A 22,014-nucleotide genomic window follows, 5' to 3' on the forward strand; every position below is an offset into this window, starting at 1 on the left:
AACACCATGGACGAAAACCACCAACCGTTACCAGAAACCCGGCAACCGCTGGTCAGCCGCACCCTTACTGAATGGAAAACCCTGGCTATTCTGGGCGGCCCCATCCTGATTGCCCAGCTGGCCCAGATGGCCAATGGTGTCATCGATACCGTGATGGCCGGTCACGCCAGTGCCGAAGACCTGGCCGGTGTCGGCATCGGCAGCAGCCTGTGGATGCCGCTGTTCCTGTTTTTCATGGGCCTGCTCGGCGCGCTGCAACCGATCATTTCCGGCTACAACGGTGCCCGCACCACCAGCAAGATCATGCCGGCCACCTGGCAGGGGCTGTACATCGCCCTGGCCGGCACCGTAGTGATGGTGCTGTTGCTGACCAACGTACAGCCGGTGCTGTCGATGCTGAAGATGGAGCCCACCACCGCCGGCATAACCCAGGGCTACCTGGATGCCTTCGCCTGGGGCATTCCTGCCATGCTGCTGATGAACGCCCTGCGAGGCCTTACAGATGGGCTCGGGCACACCCGGGTGATCATGGCATTTTCGGTGCTCAGCACCCTGATCAACCTGCCCCTGAACTACATTTTCATCTACGGAAAGCTCGGCCTGCCGGCCATGGGGGGCGTGGGTTGCGGCTGGGCCACCTCCTTGTCGAACGGAACGGCGGCCATCGCCCTGCTGGTGTACCTGAATTACAGCAAGACCTTCCGGGCCTTCCATATACTGGCAGACTGGGTGAAACCGAACTGGCAGGGCATCCGTTACATTCTGCGCATTGGCGTGCCAATCGGCTTTACCATTTTCGTAGAAGCCAGCATGTTTTCGGTTATTGCGCTGTTCCTGGCTCCGCTGGGGCCGGTGGTGGTGGCAGGGCACCAGATTGCCCTGAACGTGGTGTCGCTGTTGTTCATGCTGCCGCTGAGTATCGGAATGGCGCTGACCCTGCGAGTCAGTTTTCTGATCGGCGCCCGAGCCCCGGACACCGCCCGGCTGATTTCCCGAAGCTCGCTGATCCTGGCCTCGGCCATCGCCCTGATCTTCGCCAGCGCCCTGTATGTGTTTTCCGGGCCGATTGCGGCGCTGTATTCCAGTGATGCCGAGGTACAGGCGGTCACTGTCCGGTTGCTGACCTTTGCCGCCATGTTCCAGATTGCAGACGTCATCCAGGTCACCTGCATCAGCGCACTCCGGGGTTACAAGGACACCCGCATCCCCATGTTTATCATGCTGTTCTCGTTCTGGGGAATCGGCTTGCCGCTGGGTTACTTTCTGACCTTTACAGACGCACTGCTGCCGGCGCTGGGCGCGGCCGGATTCTGGGTGGGACTAACCGCGGGGCTGACCTCCGCCAGCTTGCTGCTGGGCTGGCGGCTGTTCCGGTACCGGCCGGCACCGGAACCGGCCTGAGCCAGGGCGTCTGCATAGACAATCCGGTCACGGCCGGATTCCTTGGCTTCATACAAGGCGTTGTCGGCACGCCGCAACCAGCTGGCCACACTTTCGCCATGGCCCAGCAGTGCCACACCGAAGGAAGCCGTAACCGCCCCGCCCGGGTGCTTCAGCCGCCGGCGCAACAATTGCTGCAGGTTGGTCATCACCGACTGCAGCCCCACGCCATCCACACCCGGCAGCAGCAGGACGAACTCCTCGCCGCCATAGCGGAACAACTGGTCTGACTTGCGGGTATTGTGTTCGATCAGCGCTACCAGCTCGGTCAGCACACTGTCGCCGACACCGTGGCCATAGTCGTCATTGATGGTTTTGAAATGATCCAGGTCCAGCAGCACCAGCGCGTAGGACTGCCCGGTCTGCTCGGCGTTGGCGGCCGCCAGGTCCAGCGCTTCGTCCATCGAACGCCGGTTTTTCACCCCGGTGAGGGGATCAATGGTGGCCAGGTGTCCCAGGCGCACCCGCTGGTTCTTGCTCTGGTAAGCGAACACATAGGCACAGGCACTGACGACCACTGCGGTGGAGGCAAAGGACCATATCTGCACCTGGGAACTGAAGGCCTCCCCGAACGACATCAGTACCAGCACCGAGGCAATGTTCAGCACAATGGCAATCTTCGGTGCCACCAGGAAGAAGGTGGTCACCAGGCAGGGATACAACCAGAACAGGCCCGGCTCGCCCACCACATAGCCAACCGATACCGCACCGCCGCAGGCCACCAGGGCCAGCACCATGCCGCCCACCCGGGAGTTGCCGGTCAGCCAGCTGTAAATCACTCCGAAGGAAATACCCGCAAGGATCACCGTATCGAGCAGGCCCGCCATGGTGTTGCCCTGCAGGAACCGAAGCACGGCAAACGGCGTAATCCCCAGCACGGCACTGGCGCCGAGCAGGGTAATGATGGACAGGCGAAAATCGTTCTTCAAACGATGCAGCATGCGGAACCGGATCCGACAAAAGTCTTATTTGGGAGTCAAGAATAGCGCAAGCTAATTGAGCGGTCGCCGTGCGACAACGATTCTTAACAAATTTCTACCTGAACAACCACGTATCTCACGAAGAATTAATAACTTGGCGTGAACTCCAGAAACCAAACGTTACGCAAAAACCGGGGCAGTGAATCTATACTGGATGCAATCCAGATATTGTTTATCCAACCAACCCGCAGGCAGGCACCCAAATGACCGACAAGGAACCCACCGACACCGGCCAGGACGCACTCAATGCCCGACTGGAGCAGGCCAACAAACAACTGCTGCAATCGGAAAAGCTGGCGGCCATCGGCCAGCTGGCCGCGGGGGTTGCCCACGAGATCAACAACCCGGTGGGCTACGTCTATTCCAACCTGCAAACCCTGGAAAACTACCTGAACGACCTGTTCCGGCTGACCGATGCCATAGACACCGCGGCATCGCTGGAGGATCTGCGCCAGATCCGCCACAACATCGATTACAACTACCTGCGGGAAGACCTGAAAGACCTGCTGAGCGAATCCCGCGAGGGTATCGAACGGGTAAAAACCATCATCTCGGCGATGAAGGACTTCTCCCACATCGAGGAAGAAGAGTTCAAGCAGGCCGACCTGCACCGGGGTATTGAAACCACCCTGAACGTGGTGAACAACGAGCTCAAATACAAAGCCGAGGTTGTCCGGGATTTCGGAGAGCTGCCCCACGTGGAGTGTATTGCCTCCCAGATCAACCAGGTGATCATGAACCTGCTGGTGAACGCGGCCCACGCCATCGAGGATTTTGGCAAGATCACCATCCGTACCCGGCACCAGGGTGATAGCGTTACCCTGGAAGTGGAAGACACCGGAAAGGGTATTGCCAGCGAGCACCTGAACCGCATTTTCGAGCCGTTCTTCACCACCAAGGGCATCGGCAAGGGCACCGGGTTGGGGCTGTCGCTGTCCTTCAACATCATCAAGAAGCACAATGGCGAGATCGAGGTACACAGCGAGCCCGGGCAGGGCACCCGATTCCGGATTACACTACCGGTAACACAACCGGAACCGCTCCAGCACACACAGCAGAACCAGGATACGGAGAACCCTGCATGATCAGAATCCAGCTGGTCGACGACGAGCCGAACGTCCTCAATAGCTTGCGCCGCTTGTTGCGCCGGCAGGACTGGCAGGTCGACGCCTTCAGCGATGTTGAAGAAGCCCTCGAAGCCCTTCTGCAACACGAGTACGCGGTCATCCTGTCAGACTACAAGATGCCCATGGCCGATGGTGTCACCTACCTGAAATTTGCCAAGCAGAAGCAACCGGGCGCCATCCGCCTGGTACTCAGTGGCCATGGCGACAGCGAATCCATGGTCAAGGCCATCAACCAGGCGGAAATCTTCCGCTACCTGACCAAGCCCTGGGACGACCATGAAGTGGTCGCTGCGATCAGTTCCGCGGTAGAACTCTATCGTCTGCAAAAAGAAAATCAGCGCCTGCGCAAGGAAAACGATGCCCAGCGGGCCATGATCAAGGCCCGGGAAGAAGAGCTGCTGCGCCTGGAGGCCGACAACCCCGGCATTACCCGGGTGCGCCGGGATGCCGATGGTTCGGTACTGCTGGACGACGATGCGGGGTCTTCCGACTGAATGGCGGTTTCACCCGGCTTCAGCCCCTGGCTGATTCTGCTCATTGTCAGCGCGTCGATACTGGTGGTGGCCCTGGCCATTGCCAGCTACCGGTTCTGGAACCAGGCCCGGCAGCGTTCGGCGTCGCTGGAAGAGCTCAATAACACCCTCAACTACCACCTGGAGCAGGAACGGGCGCTGCGCTACATCAACGAGCGCTTCCTGGAGTTCTCCCGGGATATTCTCTGCTCCATCAGTGCCGATGGCACCTTTTTGCAGATCAGCCCGGCCTGTCTCACCATTCTTGGCTACCGCCCCGAAGAGCTTCAGGGCCAGCCCTACCGCCAGCTACTGGTGCCGGAAGACCGGGCCAGCACCGAAGATGAAATGGCCAGGCTGATCTCTGGCGAACACGACAAAGCCATCGAGTTCCGGGCCCGGCTGAACCACCGCAACGGCCAGGTCATCACGATTGCCTGGATTGCCGAGTGGTCTCCGGAAGACCAGATCCTGTTCTGCGTAGGCCGGGACATCAGCAACGAACTGGTGGCCGAAATCCTCACCCAGGAACGGGAACAGTTCTTCTCGCTGTCACCCGACATGTTCTGCATCATCGACCTGAACAGTTATTTCTTCGAGCTGAACGCCCACTTCGTCGACACCCTGGGCTACACCCGGGATGAACTGCTGGGTACGTCCTACCTGGACCTGGTCCACGCGGACGACCGGGAAGCGGTCCAGGAAGCCGTATGGGCCCTGGGCGAAGGCGCGGAAATCAAAGACCTGGAGGTTCGTATCCTCAACCGGCAGGGTGGTATCCACTGGGTCGACATCAACGCCATTCTCAGTGCCGACGACCTGATCTACGTGGTGGCCCGTGACACCACGGCCCTGCGCAAGGCCATGGAACAGCTGGAAGAAACCATGAAGGAACTGGAGCGCAGCAACCGGGAGCTGCAGGACTTCGCCTTCGTGGCCTCCCACGACCTGCAGGAACCCCTGCGCAAGATACAGGCATTCTCGGACCGCCTGATTGCCCGTTCCGAAGACCTGGGCGAGCGGGAAAAAGACTATCTGCGGCGCATGCAGTCGGCTGCCGGGCGCATGCAGGCACTGATTGAAGACCTGCTGTCCTATTCGCGGGTAACCACCCGGGCCAAGCCCATGGTGGCCTGCAACACCAACGAAATCCTCAGCGAAGTGCTGGTGGATATGGAAACCAGCATCGGCCGGGCCCAGGGCAAGGTAGACGCCGAAACACTGCCGGCAACCTGGGGCGACGCCATGCAGTTGCGGCAGGTGTTGCAAAACCTGCTCAGTAACGCCATCAAGTTCCACGCACCGGACCGACCTCCGGTGGTTCAGGTGCGGGCCGAGGACATCACGAACGATGCCTGGACCCTGGTGGTCAGCGACAACGGCATCGGCTTCGACGAACGCTATGCGGAAAAACTGTTCCACCCGTTCCAGCGGTTGCACCAGAAAGAAGGCTACCCGGGTACCGGAATCGGCATGGCGATTGTGAAGAAAATCCTGGATCGCCACGGAGCATCGGTCAGCCTGAACAGCCAGCCCGGCACCGGCACCACCTTCCGTATCCGCTTGCGCAGCGGTCAGGGAGCGGCCTGATATGACCAGTGACAACCGCCCCCCGGTAATCCTGATAGCCGAAGACGATCCGGACGACCAGCTGATGCTGCAGGATGCCTTCGAGGAAACCTGCGAGCACTGCCAGTTGCGGTTTGTCTCCGACGGCGTGGAGCTGATGGCGCTGTTGCTTGGTGAAGAAGGCCCCGGGCCACTGCCGGACCTGTTGCTGCTCGACCTGAACATGCCCCTGAAAGACGGCCGGCAATCGCTGGTGGAAATCCGCTCGGAACCCACCCTGCAAAAGCTGCCAACGGTCATCCTGACCACCTCCAGAAACGATGAAGACCGGGCCTTCTGCCTGGCCCAGGGGGCCAACGACTATCTGGTTAAGCCGTCCAGTTACACCGAACTGATCGAAATCGTAAAAGCCCTGAAAACCTGGTGGGAATCACCATGACCGACCCGATGTTGCGCGTATTGCTGATCGAGGACGACGAAGACGACTACCTGATTACCGAAGACCTGCTGGCTGAAGCCAGCCCGGGCAAAACCCGGCTGACCTGGCACAACTGCCTGGACGATGGCCTGGCCGCCCTGCACCGGGAAAGCTTTGATGTGGCGCTGGTTGACCTGCGCCTTGGGCCGGATTCCGGCCTTGACCTGATCCAGCAGGCGAAGAACGAAGGCATCACCACCCCGTTTATCCTGCTGACCGGCCAGGGCGATGAAGAGCTGGATGCCCGGGCCGTTGAACTGGGGGCCGCCGATTACCTGGTCAAGGGCCGTATCGATGGTCATGCCCTGTTGCGCAGCATTCGCTATGCCATCGACCGTGCTGTCGCCACCGAAGATCTGGCCAGCAGCGAAGCCCAGTACCGGCTGCTGTTCGAGAATAACCCCACGCCCATGTGCCTGGCAGCGCCGGGCAGCGGCCGCATGAATGCCATGAACGAAGCTGCACGCACGCTCTATGGCGTGGTGCTGGAGGAAGTCGCAGGCCTGAACATTGCCGACCTGGCCGATAAATCCCTGACCGGCGAGCCGGATGGCGACGGCACAGTACTGCAAGCGGGGGCCGGGCTGGAACGCCACCGCACCAGGGATGGCCGGAAGCTGATTGTGGAAGTGGCCAGCCAGAACATCACCATTGGCCACCACGAACTGGCCCTGTTCACCCTGACCGACAAAACCGCCCAGATCCAAAACACCCGGCAGCTGAAACTGCTGCAACGCTGCATTGAAACCAGCTCCAACGGCATGGTGGTGGCCGATGCCCGTGCCGCTGACATGCCACTGGTGTACGTAAACCCCACCTTCGAGCGCATCACCGGCTACACCGCCGCCGAAGTACTGGGCCGCAACTGCCGGTTCCTGCAGGGCGATCCACCCGATGACAGCAACATGCAGGCGCTGGAGACTATCCACCGGGGCCTGGCCGATGGCGAAGAAGTGTCGGTTATGCTGCGCAACTACCGCAAAGACGGCACTCCGTTCTGGAACGACCTGTACCTGTCGCCGATCCGCAATGAGCGCAATGAAATCACCCATTACGTGGGCGTACAGAACGACATTTCCGAGCGCAAATCCATCGAACACCAACTGGCCTACAACTCCAGCCACGATGTGCTCACCCAGCTGCCCAACCGCACCCTGCTGGAAGACCGGCTGACCCAGGCCTGCCAGTTTGCCCGGCGCTACAACCGCCATGTGGGGGTACTGTTCATTGACCTGGACGGCTTCAAGCTGATCAATGATTCCCTCGGCCACCGCACCGGCGACCAGATCCTGATCGAAGTGGCCCGCCGCCTTAAAGAACTGGTGCGCTCCGGCGACACCGTGGCGCGGGTCAGTGGCGACGAATTTGTCGTGGCGCTGTCGGGGTTGACCCACGGCAGCGGTGCCCAGCTGGTGGTGGAACAGGTAATGAGCACCCTGGCCAACCCTTACCGGATTGGCGACGTTACCCTGCACCTGACCGCCAGCATCGGCATGACCGAAACCGACGGCAACATCAGCAGTTCCGCTGAACTGATCCAGCAGGCGGACCTGGCCATGTACCAGGCCAAGCAGCTGGGTCGCAACACCTGGCAGTGGTTTGAAGAAGCCATGAACTCCCAGGCCAGCTACCGGGTCAAGCTGCGCAACCAGCTGCAGGATGCCATCGACAACCATGCCCTGACCCTCTACTACCAGCCGATGATCGACTCCCGCACCGGCCAGGCCCGCTCGGTGGAAGCGCTGGTGCGCTGGGAACACCCGGAGCTTGGCCTGGTATCGCCGGCAGACTTCATACCGCTGGCTGAGGAAACCGGGCAGATTATTGCCCTGGGTGAGTGGGTGCTGGACCAGGCTTGCCGGGATATGGTCAAACTCCATGCCGCCGGCTTCCGGGACTGTTCGGTGGGTGTGAATATCTCGCCGGTACAGATCCGGAAAACTGATTTTCTGGCGACGGTCAAACGGGCCCTGGGCGAATCCGGCCTGCCAGCCCAGGCGCTGGACCTGGAGATGGTGGAGTCTGCGGTCATCAATGACACCAGCCAGGTGGTCGACACACTCCACAAGCTCCGGGAGCTGGGTGTACAGATCTCGATTGATGATTTCGGCACCGGTTTTTCGAGCCTGACCTACATCAAGCAGATGCCGGCCAACCGGATCAAAATCGACAACTCGTTCATCAAGGAAGTCATCAAGAACCGGAGTGATGCCGCCATCACCCGGGGCGTCATTTCCATGGCCCACCACCTGTCGCTGGAAGTGGTGGCCGAAGGGGTGGAAACCGAGGCCCAGGCCAACTTCCTGCGCCGCAACCAGTGTGACCTACTGCAGGGCTATGCCTTCTCGCGACCCATGCCGTTCGAGCAGCTGACCGAATATATGAACCTGCACGGACATCGCGGGGCCGGCGGCAGTGATAATGCAGAGGAAGAGCAGAAAACCGTCCTGCTGCTGGACGATGAGGTGAACATCATCAAGGCCCTGACCCGGACCCTGCGCCGGGATGGCTACCGGATTTTGTCATCCACCAACATCAGCGAAGCCTTCACCCTGCTGGCAGAAAACGAAGTACAGGTGATCATTTCAGACCAGCGCATGCCGGAAATGTCCGGCACCGAGTTTCTCAGCCAGGTGAAAGCCATTCATCCGCACACCGTGCGCATTGTGCTATCCGGCTACACCGACCTGAAATCCGTCACCGAGGCCATCAACCAGGGCGCAATCTACAAGTTCCTGACCAAGCCCTGGGACGAAAAACAGCTGCGGGAGCATATCCGGCAGGCGTTCAAATACCACGCCAATATGCAACCGCAGGCCTGATGCGTCAGGCCACCAGGCCCAATGCCCGGGCGTGGTGGTTCAGGTGGTCATCAATGAACGAGGCAATGAAGAAGTAGCTGTGGTCGTAGCCCCGGTGCATGCGCAGATTGATGTGGTGATGGTGCTTCTCGCAGGCATCCGCCAGCGCTTCCGGGTTCAGTTGCTGCTCCAGGAATTCATCGGCGGTGCCCTGGTCAATCAACAGGGGCAAGCGCTCCTCAGCCCCCGGAATCAGCCGGGTGGCATCCCACTCTTCCCAGCGGCCCTGGTCTGACCCCAGGTAACCGGTAAAGGCTTTCTGGCCCCAGGGGCAGGCCATCGGATTGGCAATGGGCGCGAACGCCGACACGGATTTGTAGAAACCCGGATTCTTCAGGGCGCAAATCAGCGCACCGTGGCCGCCCATGGAATGCCCGCTGACAGCCCGCTCACCACTCAATGGCAGTTCGGTTTCCACCAGCTGCGGCAATTCCTTCACCACGTAATCGTACATGCGGTAATGGGGAGCCCAGGGCTGCTCGGTCGCGTTCACATAGAAGCCGGCACCGGCTTGCCATTGGTGCCCAGTGCCGCCGGGGGCAGGAAAACCGCAAATTCCATCGCGCACTGCAGCGTGGCCGAGGTATGGCGATAGCGGCGGTGTTCGCCGTCAAAACAGACGTTGGTCGATAACAGTTCCATAGCAGTCCTGATTCTGTTGAATGGGTGCCTCAGTCCTCGGCACTGGCAAAGCGGGATTTCTCCATGGTGTAACCTGCCTTTGCCAGCTGGGACAGGATGGCTGTACGGGTAACAATACCCACCAGTTTCCCATGATCAACCACCGGATACACTTTCGGTTTACCGGCACCCAGGTTCTGGGCCAGATCTACCACCGACATATCCGGGGATACCGTCAGCGGGTTATGGAACATCACGTCGTCTACCATGGGCTCGCCTTCGCCATGGTAGTTACTCACCAGCAGTGCATGAATGCAGTCCTGCTCCGAGACAAAGCCCAGTACATGGCGCTGGTCGTCCACTACCGGCAGCCCGGAAACGTGGTTCTCAAGCAGCGCCTTCACCACCCGTGGCAGCGGTGTGCCACAGCGGATGGGTTCAATATGGTTCCACATCACTTCGGAAATCTTCAGTGAGCGCATCAACTGCTCCCCTCGGTGTCAGATTCAACTGGCCGGAAAGCGATTCCGGTTACCCTAAACATAGGCAATTCGCCCGCAAATAGGAAACCACGGCGGTAAAAACGGTTTACATGAAAAAATAGTCGACTAAACTCAATGAGTTATGCCTGCACAAGGCCAAAAAACATAATAAATCCGTGGCAAAAACCGGGAGTCTCCATGGAAGCCATTTCAAATTTTGTTAATGATATCAACGGGCTGGTTTGGGGCCCGCCCATGCTGGTCATGATACTGGGCGTCGGCCTGTTCCTGAGTATCGGCCTGAAACTGATGCCGATCATGAAACTCGGTGCCGGCTTCCGGCTGATGTGGAGCGGCCGGGCCAGGGGCGATGACGACGACGGTGACATTCCGCCGTTCCAGGCCCTGATGACGGCGCTGTCTGCCACTGTGGGCACCGGCAACATTGCCGGCGTGGCCACGGCGGTCTTCCTCGGCGGCCCGGGTGCGCTGTTCTGGATGTGGCTGACCGCCCTGGTGGGTATGGCCACCAAGTATTCCGAAGCCGTACTGGCGGTTCGCTTCCGGGAGGTCGACGAGCGCGGCAATCACGTGGGCGGCCCCATGTACTACATCCGTAACGGCCTGGGCAGCAAGTGGGCCTGGCTGGGTGTCTTGTTTGCCGTCTTTGCCTCGATCGCAGCCTTCGGCATCGGCAACACTGTACAGGCCAACTCGGTGGCTGATGTGCTGGCAACCAACTTCAACCTGCCACACTGGGTAACCGGCGTTATCCTGATGGTACTGGTGGGCCTGGTGCTGATTGGCGGTATCAAGCGCATCGGCCAGGTCGCCAGTGCGCTGGTGCCGTTCATGGCGGTGTCCTACGTGCTGATCGGCCTGATTGTCCTGGCCATCAACGCCAACGCGATTCCGGACGCCATCAGCATGGTCTTCAGCTACGCCTTCAGCCCTGCCGCAGCCGAGGGTGGCTTTGCCGGTGCCGCGGTGTGGGCGGCCATCCGCTTCGGTGTGGCCCGGGGCATTTTCTCCAACGAAGCCGGCCTGGGTTCCGCACCCATTGCCCATGCTGCGGCCCAGACCAAGAATCCGGTCAAGCAGGGCATGGTGGCCATGCTCGGCACCTTCATCGATACCATCATCGTGTGCAGCATCACCGGCCTGGTGATTATCACCTCCGGCGCCTGGACCTCCGGTGAAACCGGTGCAGCGCTTACCTCACTGGCCTTTGAAACCGGCCTGCCGGGCTTCGGTAACTATGTGGTCGCCATTGCACTGGCCATCTTCGCCTTCACCACCATCATCGGCTGGTCGTTCTACGGCGAGCGCAGCATCGAGTTCCTGTTCGGGGTGAAAGCCATTGTGCCGTACCGGGTGCTGTGGATTATTGCGATTCCGGTGGGCGCCACGGTGAACCTGGGCTTTATCTGGCTGGTCGCAGATACCCTGAACGCCATGATGGCGCTGCCTAACCTGATCGCCCTGTTGCTGCTCAGCCCGGTAGTATTCAGGCTGACACGGGAATATTTCGAGAAGCAAAAGGCTGCCGGTTACCGTTAACCGCCAGGGATTGTCATAAGGATGTGACCAAAGTGTTGGATGATCCGGGTCAACTACCCCTTGATATCCGGATCATCCGGTACCAGAGTTACTGGTAGACACTGGCAAAGTGGCCGTACAAAAACCGTGCAAAGGAAAGGAGACTGACTATGACCTTGCGTCTTGGAGATACCGCACCGGATTTCGAACAGGAATCCAGCGAAGGCACCATCCGGTTCTACGACTGGCTCGGCGACAGCTGGGGCGTGCTATTCTCTCACCCGGCGGACTTCACACCGGTTTGCACCACCGAACTTGGCCTGACCGCCAAGCTGAAGGACGAGTTCGGCAAGCGTAACGTCAAGGCTATCGCCCTGAGTGTCGACCCGGTGGACTCCCACCAGGAGTGGATCAAGGACATCAACGAAACCCAGGGTTGCAGCGTTAACTTCCCGATCATTGCCGACCACGACAGCAAAGTGGCCAAGCTGTACGACATGATCCACCCCAACGCTGACAGCACCCTGACCGTTCGCTCGCTGTTCGTAATTGACCCGAACAAGAAGGTGCGCCTGATCATCACCTATCCGGCTTCTACCGGTCGTAACTTCAACGAAGTGCTGCGGGTGATCGACTCGTTGCAGCTGACTGACGAACACAAGGTGGCCACCCCGGGCAACTGGGAAAAAGGTGGCGATGTGGTGATTGTGCCGTCCCTGCAGGACGAAGAGGAAATCAAGAAACGATTCCCGAAAGGCTACAAGGCCGTTAAGTCCTACCTGCGGATGACACCAGACCCGTCCTCCAACTGGAGCGGCGACTGAGCCTCCGGCTCTGTAAAGCAGTCACGAAAAGGGCAGGTCTCAGCCTGTCCTTTTGATTTCAGTCGGTTACCCGGTTGGTATCAGAACGCCGGGACTACCGCACCTTCATACTTCTCCATGATGAAGTCTTTTACCGCGTCGGACTTCAGCGCGTTGGCCAGCTTCTGCATGGCTTCGCTGTCCTTGTTGTCCGGGCGGGCAACCAGGATATTCACATACGGAGACTCGGCACCTTCAATCACCAGGGCATCTTCAGACGGGTTCAGGCCCGCTTCCAGCGCGTAGTTGGTGTTGATCAGGGCAACGTCTACCTGGTTCAGGATACGCGGAAGCGTGGCGGCTTCCAGTTCCTTGAAGTCCAGGTCTTTGGGGTTGTCGGCAATGTCACGCGGGGTGGCAGTGATCTTGCTCTCGTCTTCCAGGGTGATCAGACCGGCTTTCTGCAGCAGCAACAGGGCACGGCCGCCGTTGGTGGGATCGTTAGGGATAGCCACAACCGCGCCGTCTTTCAGCTCGTCCAGGGACTTGATCTTGCTGGAGTAGGCGCCAAACGGCTCAACGTGGACACCGGTGACAGTCACCAGGTCTGTGCCACGGCCGCTGTTGAACTCGTCCAGATACGGCTGGTGCTGGAAGAAGTTGGCGTCCATACGCTTCTGGTCGACCTGGATGTTCGGCTGTACGTAGTCGGTGAAGACTTTCACGTCGAGCTCAACGCCTTGTTCAGCCAGTGCCGGCTTCACAAATTCCAGCAGTTCCGCATGGGGTACCGGAGTGGCGGCTACTGACAGTTTTTCTGCAACAGCAGCAGAGGAGAAGGTTGCTACGGCAGCGATAGCTACCAGGGTTTTCTTGAAGTTCATGACCAAATACTCCTGCTTAAAAACTAATATTTCGAAGTTTACTCCCGAAGCTCGGGGCCGGTGAAGGGTAGAGGCTTCCGAAAACGTGGAGCGCCAGGGATGGCGCGACCGAGCCCTACAGGGATGTATTCACGGGCGTTTTTCGGAAGCCTCTACCCTTCACCGGACGACTCCGGATTAGGATTAGGATTACTTTCTGCTGAAATACAGCACCAGGCGATCACCCGCCATCTGCAACAGCTGTACAAAAATCACCAGCAAAGCGACGGTTATCACCATCACATCGGTTTGAAAACGCTGGTAACCGAAGCGAATGGCCAGGTCACCTAGGCCACCGCCACCAATAACACCAGACATAGCTGCATAAGACACCAAGGTAATGGCCGTTACCGTAATGCCCGCGATAATGCCGGGAAGCGCTTCCGGCAGCAAGGCGCCGAAGATGATCTGCCTTACGTTTGCACCCATGGCCTGGGTGGCTTCGATGATGCCGCGGTCGACTTCCCGCAGAGAGGTTTCCACCAAGCGTGCGAAGAAGGGTGCGCCACCGGCCACCAGCGGCGGGATGGCCCCGGCTACGCCCAGGGAGGTGCCGATCAGCATGACGGTGAACGGGATCATCACGATCAGCAGGATGATAAAGGGTACCGAGCGCAGTACGTTGACTACAAACGACAGCACCGCGTAGGCCACCGGTTGTTCCAGCAGCTGGCGTTTGCCGAACAGGAACAGCAGTACGCCGACGGGCAGGCCGATCAGGACGCTGAACAGCAACGACATACCGACCATCACCAGGGTGTCCCAGCTGGCCCAGCCGATTTCGGCCCAGTCTACGTTGCCCATCAGGGTTTCCATTAAAGCTTCCATCAGCGCACCACCTCCACGTGAACGTCGGCGGCTTCCAGCGCCTGCATGGCAATGTCGAGATCACCGCCCACCAGTGACAGGGTCAGCTGGCCGTAGGGGGTGTCTTTAATGTGGTCGATCCGGCCGGACAGGATGCTGAAATCCACACCGGATTCCCGGGCCACGCTGCCCAGCAGCGGCTTGTAGGTGGATTCGCCCTTGAAGGTCAGTCGCAGGATGCGGCCGTTGGCTTTTTGCAGGTCTTCCTGCAGTTCGTCGCGGTCTACGTTCTCGCTTTCGAACACGAAATCCCGGGTGGTGGGGTGCTGCGGGTGCAGGAACACGTCGCTCACCGGGCCCATTTCCACAACCCGGCCGGCGTCCATCACGGCAACCCGGTCGCACACCCGGCGCACCACGTCCATTTCGTGGGTGATGAGTACGATGGTCAGGCCCAGTTCCTTGTTGATGTCGCCGAGCAGTTTCAGTACCGACTGGGTGGTTTGCGGGTCCAGGGCGCTGGTGGCTTCGTCACACAGCAGGATGGTCGGGCGGCAGGCCAGGGCCCGGGCGATGCCCACGCGCTGTTTCTGGCCGCCGGACAACTGGGACGGGTATTTGTTGGCATGGTCGCTCAGGCTGACCCGGGCCAGCAGTTCTTCCACCCGTTCCCGGATCTCGGTTTTCGAGTAGATACCCGCCAGTTTCATGGGGAAGGCGATGTTGTCGGCCACGGTTTTGGACGACAACAGGTTGAAGTGCTGGAAGATCATGCCCACTTTGCGGCGGAAAGCCCTGAGCTCGGCGGCGCTGTAGCGGGTGATGTCTTCGTTATCGATCAGAATGCGGCCACCGGTCGCCGGCTCGAGCATATTGATCAGGCGGACAAGGGTCGACTTGCCCGCACCGGAATGGCCGACGATGCCGAATACTTCGCCGGTTTCTATGGTCATACTGGTGGCATGCAACGCGGGGATCGCCCGGCCGGCCACCTGATACGACTTTTGTACCTGGTCAAATACAATCACGGTCAGTGCCCTGGTTCAGTGCCTTGAGGGTGCAGGATAAAACCGACGATTATAGCCTATTCGCTGATCAAACCCGAATCACTGCCGTGTGTACTTGCCCTTATCCGTCAATGCAGGGCGCGCATCTGCCGGGGGTAGAGCGCGGCACTCACTTCCGGCTCTTCCAGCAGGTTTGCCAGCTCCTGGTCGATGTCGGTTTGTTCGCCTTCTTCCGGCAGCGGCTCGAACAGAGTACTGAGCCAGGCCGCCACGGAGGGCGCGTTATCCCGTTCGTAGTCGGTGGACAGCGCCTTGATCCGGCGGAAGCCGATGATGCGCTGGTGCCGCGGGTCCCGGATTTGTTCGAAGCCACGCCAGTAAATCCTGTCGCGGGTGTGCAGCTGTACGAACAGGGTGTCGATGGGGCCTTTGTCGTCGTCTGCATTCCCGTCATCGGCTTCTGAAGCCTGCACGTCGGACTTTTCAGACTCTTCGGGTTCTTCGCTTTCAGCCGGCTTGCGGCGGATGGTGGTCCAGGCCGGGTAAAGCACAGCCACCGCGTCGGCTTCTACATGCTCACGGGCGGCACGTAGAATCAGGCCCCAGCGGGCCTTGTCGGCATCGGTTTCCAGGGAGTTGATGGGCAGGTCGTAGCTCTCATCGCTGGAGAGAACAATTGCCATCATCGGGGCATCCAGCTCCCCCATGGCTTCGGCCTGTGCTACGGATACCAGATCGTCGATTGCCATCGATTGGTTCATAAGATGCTCGCCTCCTCGATGCCATCAGGGTGGTCAGGGAGCGGAGTCCCTGCCCTACAGCATAGCCTGTTCCACATGGAAAGATAAACGTGGAGTTTGTTGGCCCGGATCACAACCCCTGACCAACAAATCCGCACAGTTTCTTCAGAATGCCGATTCCAGGCGCTCGTAGTTGGCAAACCAGGGGTTGGCTTCCTCCAGCTGGGCGGCCAGTTGCAGCAAGCCGCCTTCGCCGCCGTGGGCCGCACCGAACTGAACGCCCACCGGCAGCCCGTCGCGGGTCCAGTGCATGGGCACCGATATCGCCGGGGTTCCGGTCAGGTTGGCCAGCTGGGTGAAGGGGGTTCGGGCGAGGCTTTCCAGGGCCATCTGGTCTACCTGTCCTGAACGGTGTACCAGTTTGCCGGCTTTCAGGCCCAGCATCAGCCGGGCGACCAGCTTCAGGTGCGCCGGGGTATCCATCTGGCCAATCTGTGCCGGCAACTGACCAGTCGTGGGGCTCAGGTACAGGTCAAAGCGGTCGAAGAACGCCCCCAGGGCCCGGGCAAAGTCATTCCACTGCTGGCGCCTCCGAACGTAGTCCGGCAGCGGCATGGTGCGGCCGAGCATTCCCAGCAGGCGGGTTTCCAGTTCAAAGTCTTTATCCGTGGCACCGAAGCGTTCCCGGGCGCTGTCCATCAGGGCCGAGACTTCCCCGAAATACAGGGACAGGTAGCACCGGGCCAGGGCCATGCCGTCAAAGTCCGGACGGGCGTATTCCACCTCATGCCCGAGCCCCTCCAGCATTCTCGCGGTTTCTTCCACCGCCGCCACGCATTCCGGGGCCACGTCGGTGTCGTAGGGTGAGGAGGTGAACACACCGATTTTCAGCTTGCCGGGGGATTGCTGCATCTGTTCGAGAAACGACGATTCGGGCGCAGGAATGCGGAACGGGTCACCGCTGGCGGGGCCGGACAGCACATCCAGCATGGCCGCGCTGTCTCGCACGGTGCGGCACACCACGTGATCGGTGGAGGCGCCGGTCCAGGCCTCACCCATGTGCGGGCCCACTGAGATGCGGCCCCGGGATGGTTTCAGGCCGAACAGGCCGTTGTAGGCCGCCGGAATACGGATGGAACCCCCGCCATCATTAGCTCCGGCCATGGGCACAATACCGGCTGCCACTGCGGCACCGGAACCACCGCTGGAACCGCCGGGGGTAAGGTCGGTGTTCCAGGGATTGCGGCTGGGGCCCCAAAGCTCGGATTCCGTCACCGCCTTCAGGCCGAATTCCGGCGTAGCCGTGCGCCCCAGAAACACCAGCCCGGCGTTGCGGGCACGGCGCACGAATTCCGAATCCCGGGTCGGTACATTGGTGCTCAGGGCCCGGCTGCCATAGCTGCAGGGATGGCCGGCCTGCTCCTGGGCCAGGTCTTTCAGCAGTATCGGTACGCCGGCAAAGGGCCCGTCCTCAGGAAAACCCTGTTCCATGGCTTCGGTGAACTGCGGATGACATATCGCGTTGAGTTTGCCATTCACCCGGTTGGCCCGGTCGATAGCCGCTTTGGCCACTTCCCGGGCGCTGACGTCGCCCCGGCGAATCAGGTCAGCCAGTGCGGTGGCATCAAAGCTCAGATACTCAGACTGTTTCATCGGCAACCCTGCTTGTTGTTTTGTGGTGCAATCCGGCTGGACATTTCGGGTGTAATCCGGAAACTCCGGAGCTTACGACAATCGTTAGGTGAGTGCCATGGATCTGCTGTTCCCGGAAGCCCTGAGCACGGGCGTGGGATTATTCCTGCTGGCGGCCTCCGCCGTTACCTCCATGCTGACTGCCGTGCTGGGCGCCGGTGGTGGTGTATTGCTGTTGGTGCTGATGGCCACCTGGATTCCGCCAGCGGCGATTATTCCTGTCCACGGCATGATCCAGCTGGGCTCTAACACCGGCAGGGCTGTACTGACCTTTCGCCATATCGACTGGCGGGTGATTCTCGCCTTTGCGCCGGGTGTTGTGGCGGGGGCTGCGCTGGGTGCCTGGTTACTGGTCAACCTTCCCGCTCACCTCTGGCAGCTGACCATTGCCGGCTTCGTGCTGTATCTGTGCTGGGGCCCGAAACTGCCCAAGGCCTCTTTCGGGCCGGCCGGTATTTTCCTGGCCTCGGCCATCACCAGTTTTATCAGCCTGTTTGTGGGTGCCACCGGTCCTTTGGTAGCCGCATTCATCAAGCAGATTCACACCGACCGTTTCAAAACCGTATCCACCTTTGCCGCCGCCATGACCCTGCAGCATGCGCCCAAAGCCCTGGTGTTCGGCTTTGCCGGCTTTGTGTTCTCGGAATGGCTACTGTTCATTGTCGCCATGATTGCCTGCGGCTTTGCCGGCACCTGGCTGGGGCTGCGCCTGCTGAACACCATGACCAACCGCTGGTTCAGCCTGGCGTTCAACGTGGTGCTGACCCTGTTGGCACTGCGGCTGTTATGGCAGGCGGCGCAGTCAGCCGGCTGGTTCGGCTGACACACCTCCGCACTGTTTCGAAAAGCAGCCAGCCCGTTGCAACACATTCGCATTCCTACTTGTAATTCCAGTGATAATAGTTATTATTTAGTTCTGTTTTCATTTTTCCGAGTGTTGCTTCATGGAACCCTTCAGCGCCGTAGCCGAGCCCCTTACCGAACTCAGTCCGTTAAACCAGCTGGTCGACATGGGCGGCCCGATCATGGTTGTGCTGATTGCCCTGGCGGTGATCGGTACCGTTACCTTTGTCTACCTGATGCTGTACGGCAGCTTCTACGCCCCACGATACACCCGCAAGCTGCGCACCCTGGTAGACCAGTGGCAATCTGCCCCATCGGACACCCGCCCGGAACAGGTGCGCCAGCAAGCAGGCTTTTTCGGGCGCGGCAACCCGCTGATGCACCTGCTGGTGAATACCATGAACGCCTGCCAGACCAACCCCAACACCCCGGCCGTGCGCGAGACCGCCGTGCGGGATGCCCAGGGTGCACTGGAACCCTTTGAAGCACCGCTGAAAATCATCGAAGTGATTGCCGCCCTGGCTCCGCTGCTGGGCCTGCTGGGCACCGTCATGGGCATGATGGAAGCCTTCAGCGCCATGGCCGCCACCGAAGGCCGGGCCAACGCCAGCCAGCTCAGTGGCGGTATCTACGAAGCCCTGATGACCACCGCTGCGGGTCTGATTGTCGCCATTCCCTTTGCCGCCCTGGCCGCCTGGATCGAATTCCGCCTGCGCCGGATTCACAAGACCATCAACAGCGCACTGGTCAGCGTGTTCAATGTGGTGCCCTCTGGCGAGGCCGCCGGTGCGCCTCAGGCTGTCGCAGCGGATGAATCCTTAAAAGCCGCTGACAACCGTAATTATTCCGGCAACGACAACCCGCGCTTCGCCCATGCAGCTGGTTGAACCCCGGCCCAACCGGCCACTACCGATCCGGATTACACCGCTGATTGATGTGGTGTTTATTCTACTGGTGTTTTTCATGCTGACCACCCGGTTGCTGCCCGTGGACTACCTGGAGCTGGGCAATAACACTGAAAGCCGCAGCAGCGTGACCGGCGAGCCCCTGCCTGAACTGCAGGTAACCGCCAGCGGTCAGGTAATGTGGCAGGACAACCGCTACAGCCTCGGGGAATTGCTGGAAGCACTGAAGGCAGCCGGCATCCGGGAAGCCAATCTGGGCACCACCGCCGATGCCCGCCTGGCAGATTTCACCCGCACCCTGAGCGCCCTGGACAACGCCGGCGTGGAAGCGCACTGGAATCGCCAAAGCACCAACGACCTATGACAGAACTGGTTCCTCCTCCATCAACCTCCGGAAAAGGCCTGCTGGACCGGGTTGAAGACGCCCTGCTGCCGCTGATCAACCTGGTGTTCCTGCTGCTGATCTTCTTTATCGTGGCCGGCCAGCTGACCAACGAGCCCCTGCCCGAGCTGCCCGGTGCAGCCCGACAGCAACAGGAACGTGCCCCCGAAGCCGACCTGATGGTTGCGGCCGATGGCCAGTGGAAAGTACAGGGCAAGGTGCTGGGCGAAGAACAGCTGTTGGCCGCCCTGCCGCAACCCGATGACAACAATCCCCTGAGAATTGCCGCAGACCAGTCGCTTACCATGTCCGACCTGGAAGCGCTGCTGTCCGTCCTGGAGCAGGGCGGCTACACCGAGGTTCTGCTGCTGACGGAGCCCGGGCAATGATGCCGGAACACAAGGGCTCCAAGTTGTTGTTTCTGGTGCTGGCCATAGCCGCTGCCGGCTTCGGGCTGACGCTGGCGGCACCGGACAAACCCATACCCCTGGCTACCCTGGGCGACAGTGCTGTGAACACCGAACCGGCTATCAAGATCAGCCTGGCTGGCCGGAAAACACCTGCGCCGGTGGAAACACCCGCGGCTCCCCCTACCAAGCCTGAGCCCGCGCCGAAACCGAAACCCGAGCCCAAGCCGGCCCCCAAGCCAAAGCCCAAACCCGATCCCAAGCCCGAACCGGCTCCGAAACCCGAACCTCGGCCAGAACCTGAACCCGAGCCAACACCGGAGCCTGCTTCGGAACCGGCACCCACGCCGGCAGAGCCTGCCCCTGCGGCGGATGTTTCAGAAGCGACTGAGACATCCGGGGAAGAGGGCGATGCCTCGGAAAGCCAGGATGCGGTACCCCTGCAGACCGCCGGCAACTCCGCCGACGTGAACAGCTATCTGAGCAAACTCAGCCGCCACCTGGCCCGCTACTACGACTACCCGCGCCGGGCGCGCCGGCTGGGCCAACAGGGCACACCGGTGATCGTGTTCGAGTTCACCCGCGACGGCAAGCTTCTCGAGCACTCACTTCGGGACAGCTCAGGCCACCGCCTGCTGGACGATGCCGCCCTGCAAATGCTGGAACAAGCCGCACCACTGCCTGCCGTGCCGCCGGAAATGCAGGGGCAAACCTTTGCCTACGCTCTGCCGGTTCGGTTCAGTTTGCGCTGAAAATGCACCAGCGCCTCGCAGGCTGCACTGCATCAGTGCTGCTGACCGCGCCAGGACTAGCCGGCTAACCATGCGCACACACTCGCCTTGCTATTGAAATCACTGCTTTTTCTTTAGAACTTCCGAAGCTGGCACGAACCCTGCTGAGACTCCTTCAGCAGACCAGCACTCTGCCACACCGAAAATGAACAACTTCAGGCGACGGCGTCTGCTCACCTTTGCTTTCAAAGCGAATCGTGAGCGGCGCCTTTTTTTGGCGCCGGCAACCGCGCCAAAAAATCAGGAGGAATCCCTTATGTCTTACATTCTGCCTTCCGAGTTCGTCACCAAGATGGTCGACGCCGGCGAATCGAAAATCTATATGGCCACCCGGGATGTCCTGATCCGGGCCTTCATGGCCGGTGCCATCCTGGCCCTGGCCGCCGTCTTTGCCATCACCGTCACCGTCCAGACCGGCAGCCCCCTGGCTGGTGCGATGCTGTTCCCGGTCGGCTTCTGCATGCTCTACCTGATGGGTTTCGACCTGCTCACCGGCGTCTTCATGCTCACCCCACTGGCCCTTCTGGACCGGCGCCCGGGCGTGGATACCCGGGGCATTCTCCGTAACTGGGGCTGGGTGTTCCTGGGTAACTTCGGCGGTGCCCTCACCGTGGCCGCCATCATGGCCTTCGTCTTCACCTACGGCTTCAACACCGAGCCAGGCGTGGTAGGCGAAAAGATCGCCTCCATCGGCAAAGCCCGCACCCTGGGTTATGCCGAACATGGCGTAGCGGGCTGGTTCACCATCTTCCTGCGGGGCGTGCTGTGTAACTGGATGGTGTCGATGGGGGTAGTCGGTGCGATGATCTCCACCACCGTGCAGGGCAAGGTGCTGGCCATGTGGATGCCGATCATGCTGTTCTTCTACATGGGCTTCGAGCATTCCATTGTGAACATGTTCCTGTTCCCGTTTGCCCTGCTGATGGGCGGCGAGTTCGGCATCATGGATTACTTCGTCTGGAACGAAATTCCGACCGTACTGGGCAACCTGGTGGGCGGTTTGTCCTTCACCGGCCTGACCCTGTACGCCACCCATATACGCACTGCGCCCAAGCGCACGCTGGCAGCGGACTACCGCGCACCAGCCAGCACCCGCAGCGCCTGA

General features: G+C 60.3%; 20 protein-coding genes and 2 pseudogenes. 14 read left to right on the plus strand and 8 right to left on the minus strand.

The window, feature by feature from the left end; all coding sequences use genetic code 11:
- Window positions 1-6: 6 nt before the first annotated feature.
- Window positions 7-1,401, plus strand: a complete 1,395-nt coding sequence (locus AC13DJ_RS08695; RefSeq protein ID WP_482934125.1) for an MATE family efflux transporter — start codon at window positions 7-9, stop codon at window positions 1,399-1,401.
- Window positions 1,402-1,472: 71 nt separating this feature from the next.
- On the opposite strand, the pseudogene AC13DJ_RS08700 reads toward AC13DJ_RS08695, so the two are convergent.
- A pseudogene (locus tag AC13DJ_RS08700) lies at window positions 1,473-2,381 on the minus strand (GGDEF domain-containing protein); the annotation flags it as partial.
- Window positions 2,382-2,623: 242 nt separating this feature from the next.
- Between AC13DJ_RS08700 and AC13DJ_RS08705 the strand changes: the two are divergent.
- Genes AC13DJ_RS08705 through AC13DJ_RS08725 form a run of 5 tightly spaced genes read left to right on the plus strand, consistent with a single transcriptional unit; the run spans window position 2,624 to window position 8,928 of the window.
- Window positions 2,624-3,505, plus strand: coding sequence for an ATP-binding protein (locus AC13DJ_RS08705; protein WP_058342291.1), 882 nt, complete (start codon window positions 2,624-2,626; stop codon window positions 3,503-3,505).
- Entirely contained in the window at window positions 3,502-4,041 is a 540-nt protein-coding gene (locus AC13DJ_RS08710) for a response regulator (protein WP_289101374.1), read from the plus strand. Before AC13DJ_RS08705 ends, AC13DJ_RS08710 begins: the two co-directional genes overlap by 4 nt.
- The gene (locus AC13DJ_RS08715) at window positions 4,042-5,649 is read left to right on the plus strand and encodes a sensor histidine kinase (RefSeq protein ID WP_474540140.1); all 1,608 of its coding nucleotides are present in this window, start codon (window positions 4,042-4,044) and stop codon (window positions 5,647-5,649) included.
- A 1-nt stretch (window position 5,650) separates the two neighbouring features.
- The gene (locus AC13DJ_RS08720) at window positions 5,651-6,067 is read left to right on the plus strand and encodes a response regulator (protein WP_474543552.1); all 417 of its coding nucleotides are present in this window, start codon (window positions 5,651-5,653) and stop codon (window positions 6,065-6,067) included.
- Window positions 6,064-8,928, plus strand: a complete 2,865-nt coding sequence (locus AC13DJ_RS08725; RefSeq protein WP_482934120.1) for an EAL domain-containing protein — start codon at window positions 6,064-6,066, stop codon at window positions 8,926-8,928. Before AC13DJ_RS08720 ends, AC13DJ_RS08725 begins: the two co-directional genes overlap by 4 nt.
- 4 nt (window positions 8,929-8,932) lie before the next feature.
- Here the strand turns inward: AC13DJ_RS08725 and AC13DJ_RS08730 are convergent.
- Window positions 8,933-9,609: pseudogene (locus AC13DJ_RS08730) on the minus strand (alpha/beta hydrolase-fold protein).
- 29 nt (window positions 9,610-9,638) lie between these two features.
- Complete coding sequence (locus AC13DJ_RS08735) at window positions 9,639-10,070, minus strand: CBS domain-containing protein (protein ID WP_022990545.1); 432 nt, start codon at window positions 10,068-10,070, stop codon at window positions 9,639-9,641.
- A gap of 198 nt (window positions 10,071-10,268) precedes the next feature.
- Between AC13DJ_RS08735 and AC13DJ_RS08740 the strand changes: the two genes are divergently transcribed.
- Both AC13DJ_RS08740 and AC13DJ_RS08745 read left to right on the plus strand, forming a co-directional pair.
- Complete coding sequence (locus AC13DJ_RS08740; RefSeq protein ID WP_482934121.1) at window positions 10,269-11,630, plus strand: alanine/glycine:cation symporter family protein; 1,362 nt, start codon at window positions 10,269-10,271, stop codon at window positions 11,628-11,630.
- 149 nt (window positions 11,631-11,779) lie between these two features.
- A complete protein-coding gene (locus tag AC13DJ_RS08745; RefSeq protein ID WP_022990543.1) occupies window positions 11,780-12,433 on the plus strand; it encodes a peroxiredoxin in 654 nt (217 codons plus the stop codon).
- 80 nt (window positions 12,434-12,513) lie between these two features.
- On the opposite strand, the gene AC13DJ_RS08750 is transcribed toward AC13DJ_RS08745, so the two are convergent.
- The 5 genes from AC13DJ_RS08750 to AC13DJ_RS08770 all read right to left on the minus strand — a co-directional run bounded on the left by AC13DJ_RS08750 (window position 12,514) and on the right by AC13DJ_RS08770 (window position 17,542).
- On the minus strand, window positions 12,514-13,296 hold the full coding sequence (locus AC13DJ_RS08750) for a MetQ/NlpA family ABC transporter substrate-binding protein (RefSeq protein ID WP_288371773.1): 783 nt from the start codon (window positions 13,294-13,296) through the stop codon (window positions 12,514-12,516).
- A 189-nt stretch (window positions 13,297-13,485) separates the two neighbouring features.
- Window positions 13,486-14,163 (minus strand): methionine ABC transporter permease, encoded by a 678-nt coding sequence (locus AC13DJ_RS08755; protein WP_036220240.1) that lies wholly within the window; start codon window positions 14,161-14,163, stop codon window positions 13,486-13,488.
- On the minus strand, window positions 14,163-15,170 hold the full coding sequence (locus AC13DJ_RS08760; protein WP_094624405.1) for a methionine ABC transporter ATP-binding protein: 1,008 nt from the start codon (window positions 15,168-15,170) through the stop codon (window positions 14,163-14,165). The genes AC13DJ_RS08755 and AC13DJ_RS08760 overlap by 1 nt, the downstream gene beginning before the upstream one ends.
- Window positions 15,171-15,277: 107 nt before the next feature.
- Window positions 15,278-15,910 (minus strand): hypothetical protein, encoded by a 633-nt coding sequence (locus tag AC13DJ_RS08765; RefSeq protein ID WP_022990538.1) that lies wholly within the window; start codon window positions 15,908-15,910, stop codon window positions 15,278-15,280.
- 144 nt (window positions 15,911-16,054) lie between these two features.
- Entirely contained in the window at window positions 16,055-17,542 is a 1,488-nt protein-coding gene (locus AC13DJ_RS08770) for an amidase family protein (protein ID WP_476130875.1), read from the minus strand.
- A 97-nt stretch (window positions 17,543-17,639) separates the two neighbouring features.
- Between AC13DJ_RS08770 and AC13DJ_RS08775 the strand changes: the two genes are divergently transcribed.
- From AC13DJ_RS08775 to AC13DJ_RS08800, 6 genes are all read left to right on the plus strand, one after another.
- Window positions 17,640-18,404, plus strand: coding sequence for a sulfite exporter TauE/SafE family protein (locus tag AC13DJ_RS08775; RefSeq protein WP_022990536.1), 765 nt, complete (start codon window positions 17,640-17,642; stop codon window positions 18,402-18,404).
- 121 nt (window positions 18,405-18,525) lie between these two features.
- Window positions 18,526-19,311 (plus strand): MotA/TolQ/ExbB proton channel family protein, encoded by a 786-nt coding sequence (locus AC13DJ_RS08780; protein ID WP_199457757.1) that lies wholly within the window; start codon window positions 18,526-18,528, stop codon window positions 19,309-19,311.
- On the plus strand, window positions 19,298-19,693 hold the full coding sequence (locus AC13DJ_RS08785; RefSeq protein ID WP_199457756.1) for an ExbD/TolR family protein: 396 nt from the start codon (window positions 19,298-19,300) through the stop codon (window positions 19,691-19,693). Before AC13DJ_RS08780 ends, AC13DJ_RS08785 begins: the two co-directional genes overlap by 14 nt.
- Window positions 19,690-20,100, plus strand: coding sequence for an ExbD/TolR family protein (locus tag AC13DJ_RS08790; RefSeq protein WP_094624400.1), 411 nt, complete (start codon window positions 19,690-19,692; stop codon window positions 20,098-20,100). The genes AC13DJ_RS08785 and AC13DJ_RS08790 overlap by 4 nt, the downstream gene beginning before the upstream one ends.
- Entirely contained in the window at window positions 20,097-20,870 is a 774-nt protein-coding gene (locus tag AC13DJ_RS08795; RefSeq protein ID WP_424012791.1) for an energy transducer TonB, read from the plus strand. Before AC13DJ_RS08790 ends, AC13DJ_RS08795 begins: the two co-directional genes overlap by 4 nt.
- A 295-nt stretch (window positions 20,871-21,165) precedes the next feature.
- On the plus strand, window positions 21,166-22,014 hold the full coding sequence (locus AC13DJ_RS08800; protein WP_058342277.1) for a formate/nitrite transporter family protein: 849 nt from the start codon (window positions 21,166-21,168) through the stop codon (window positions 22,012-22,014).

The organism is Marinobacter sp. L-46 (genome assembly GCF_056859535.1).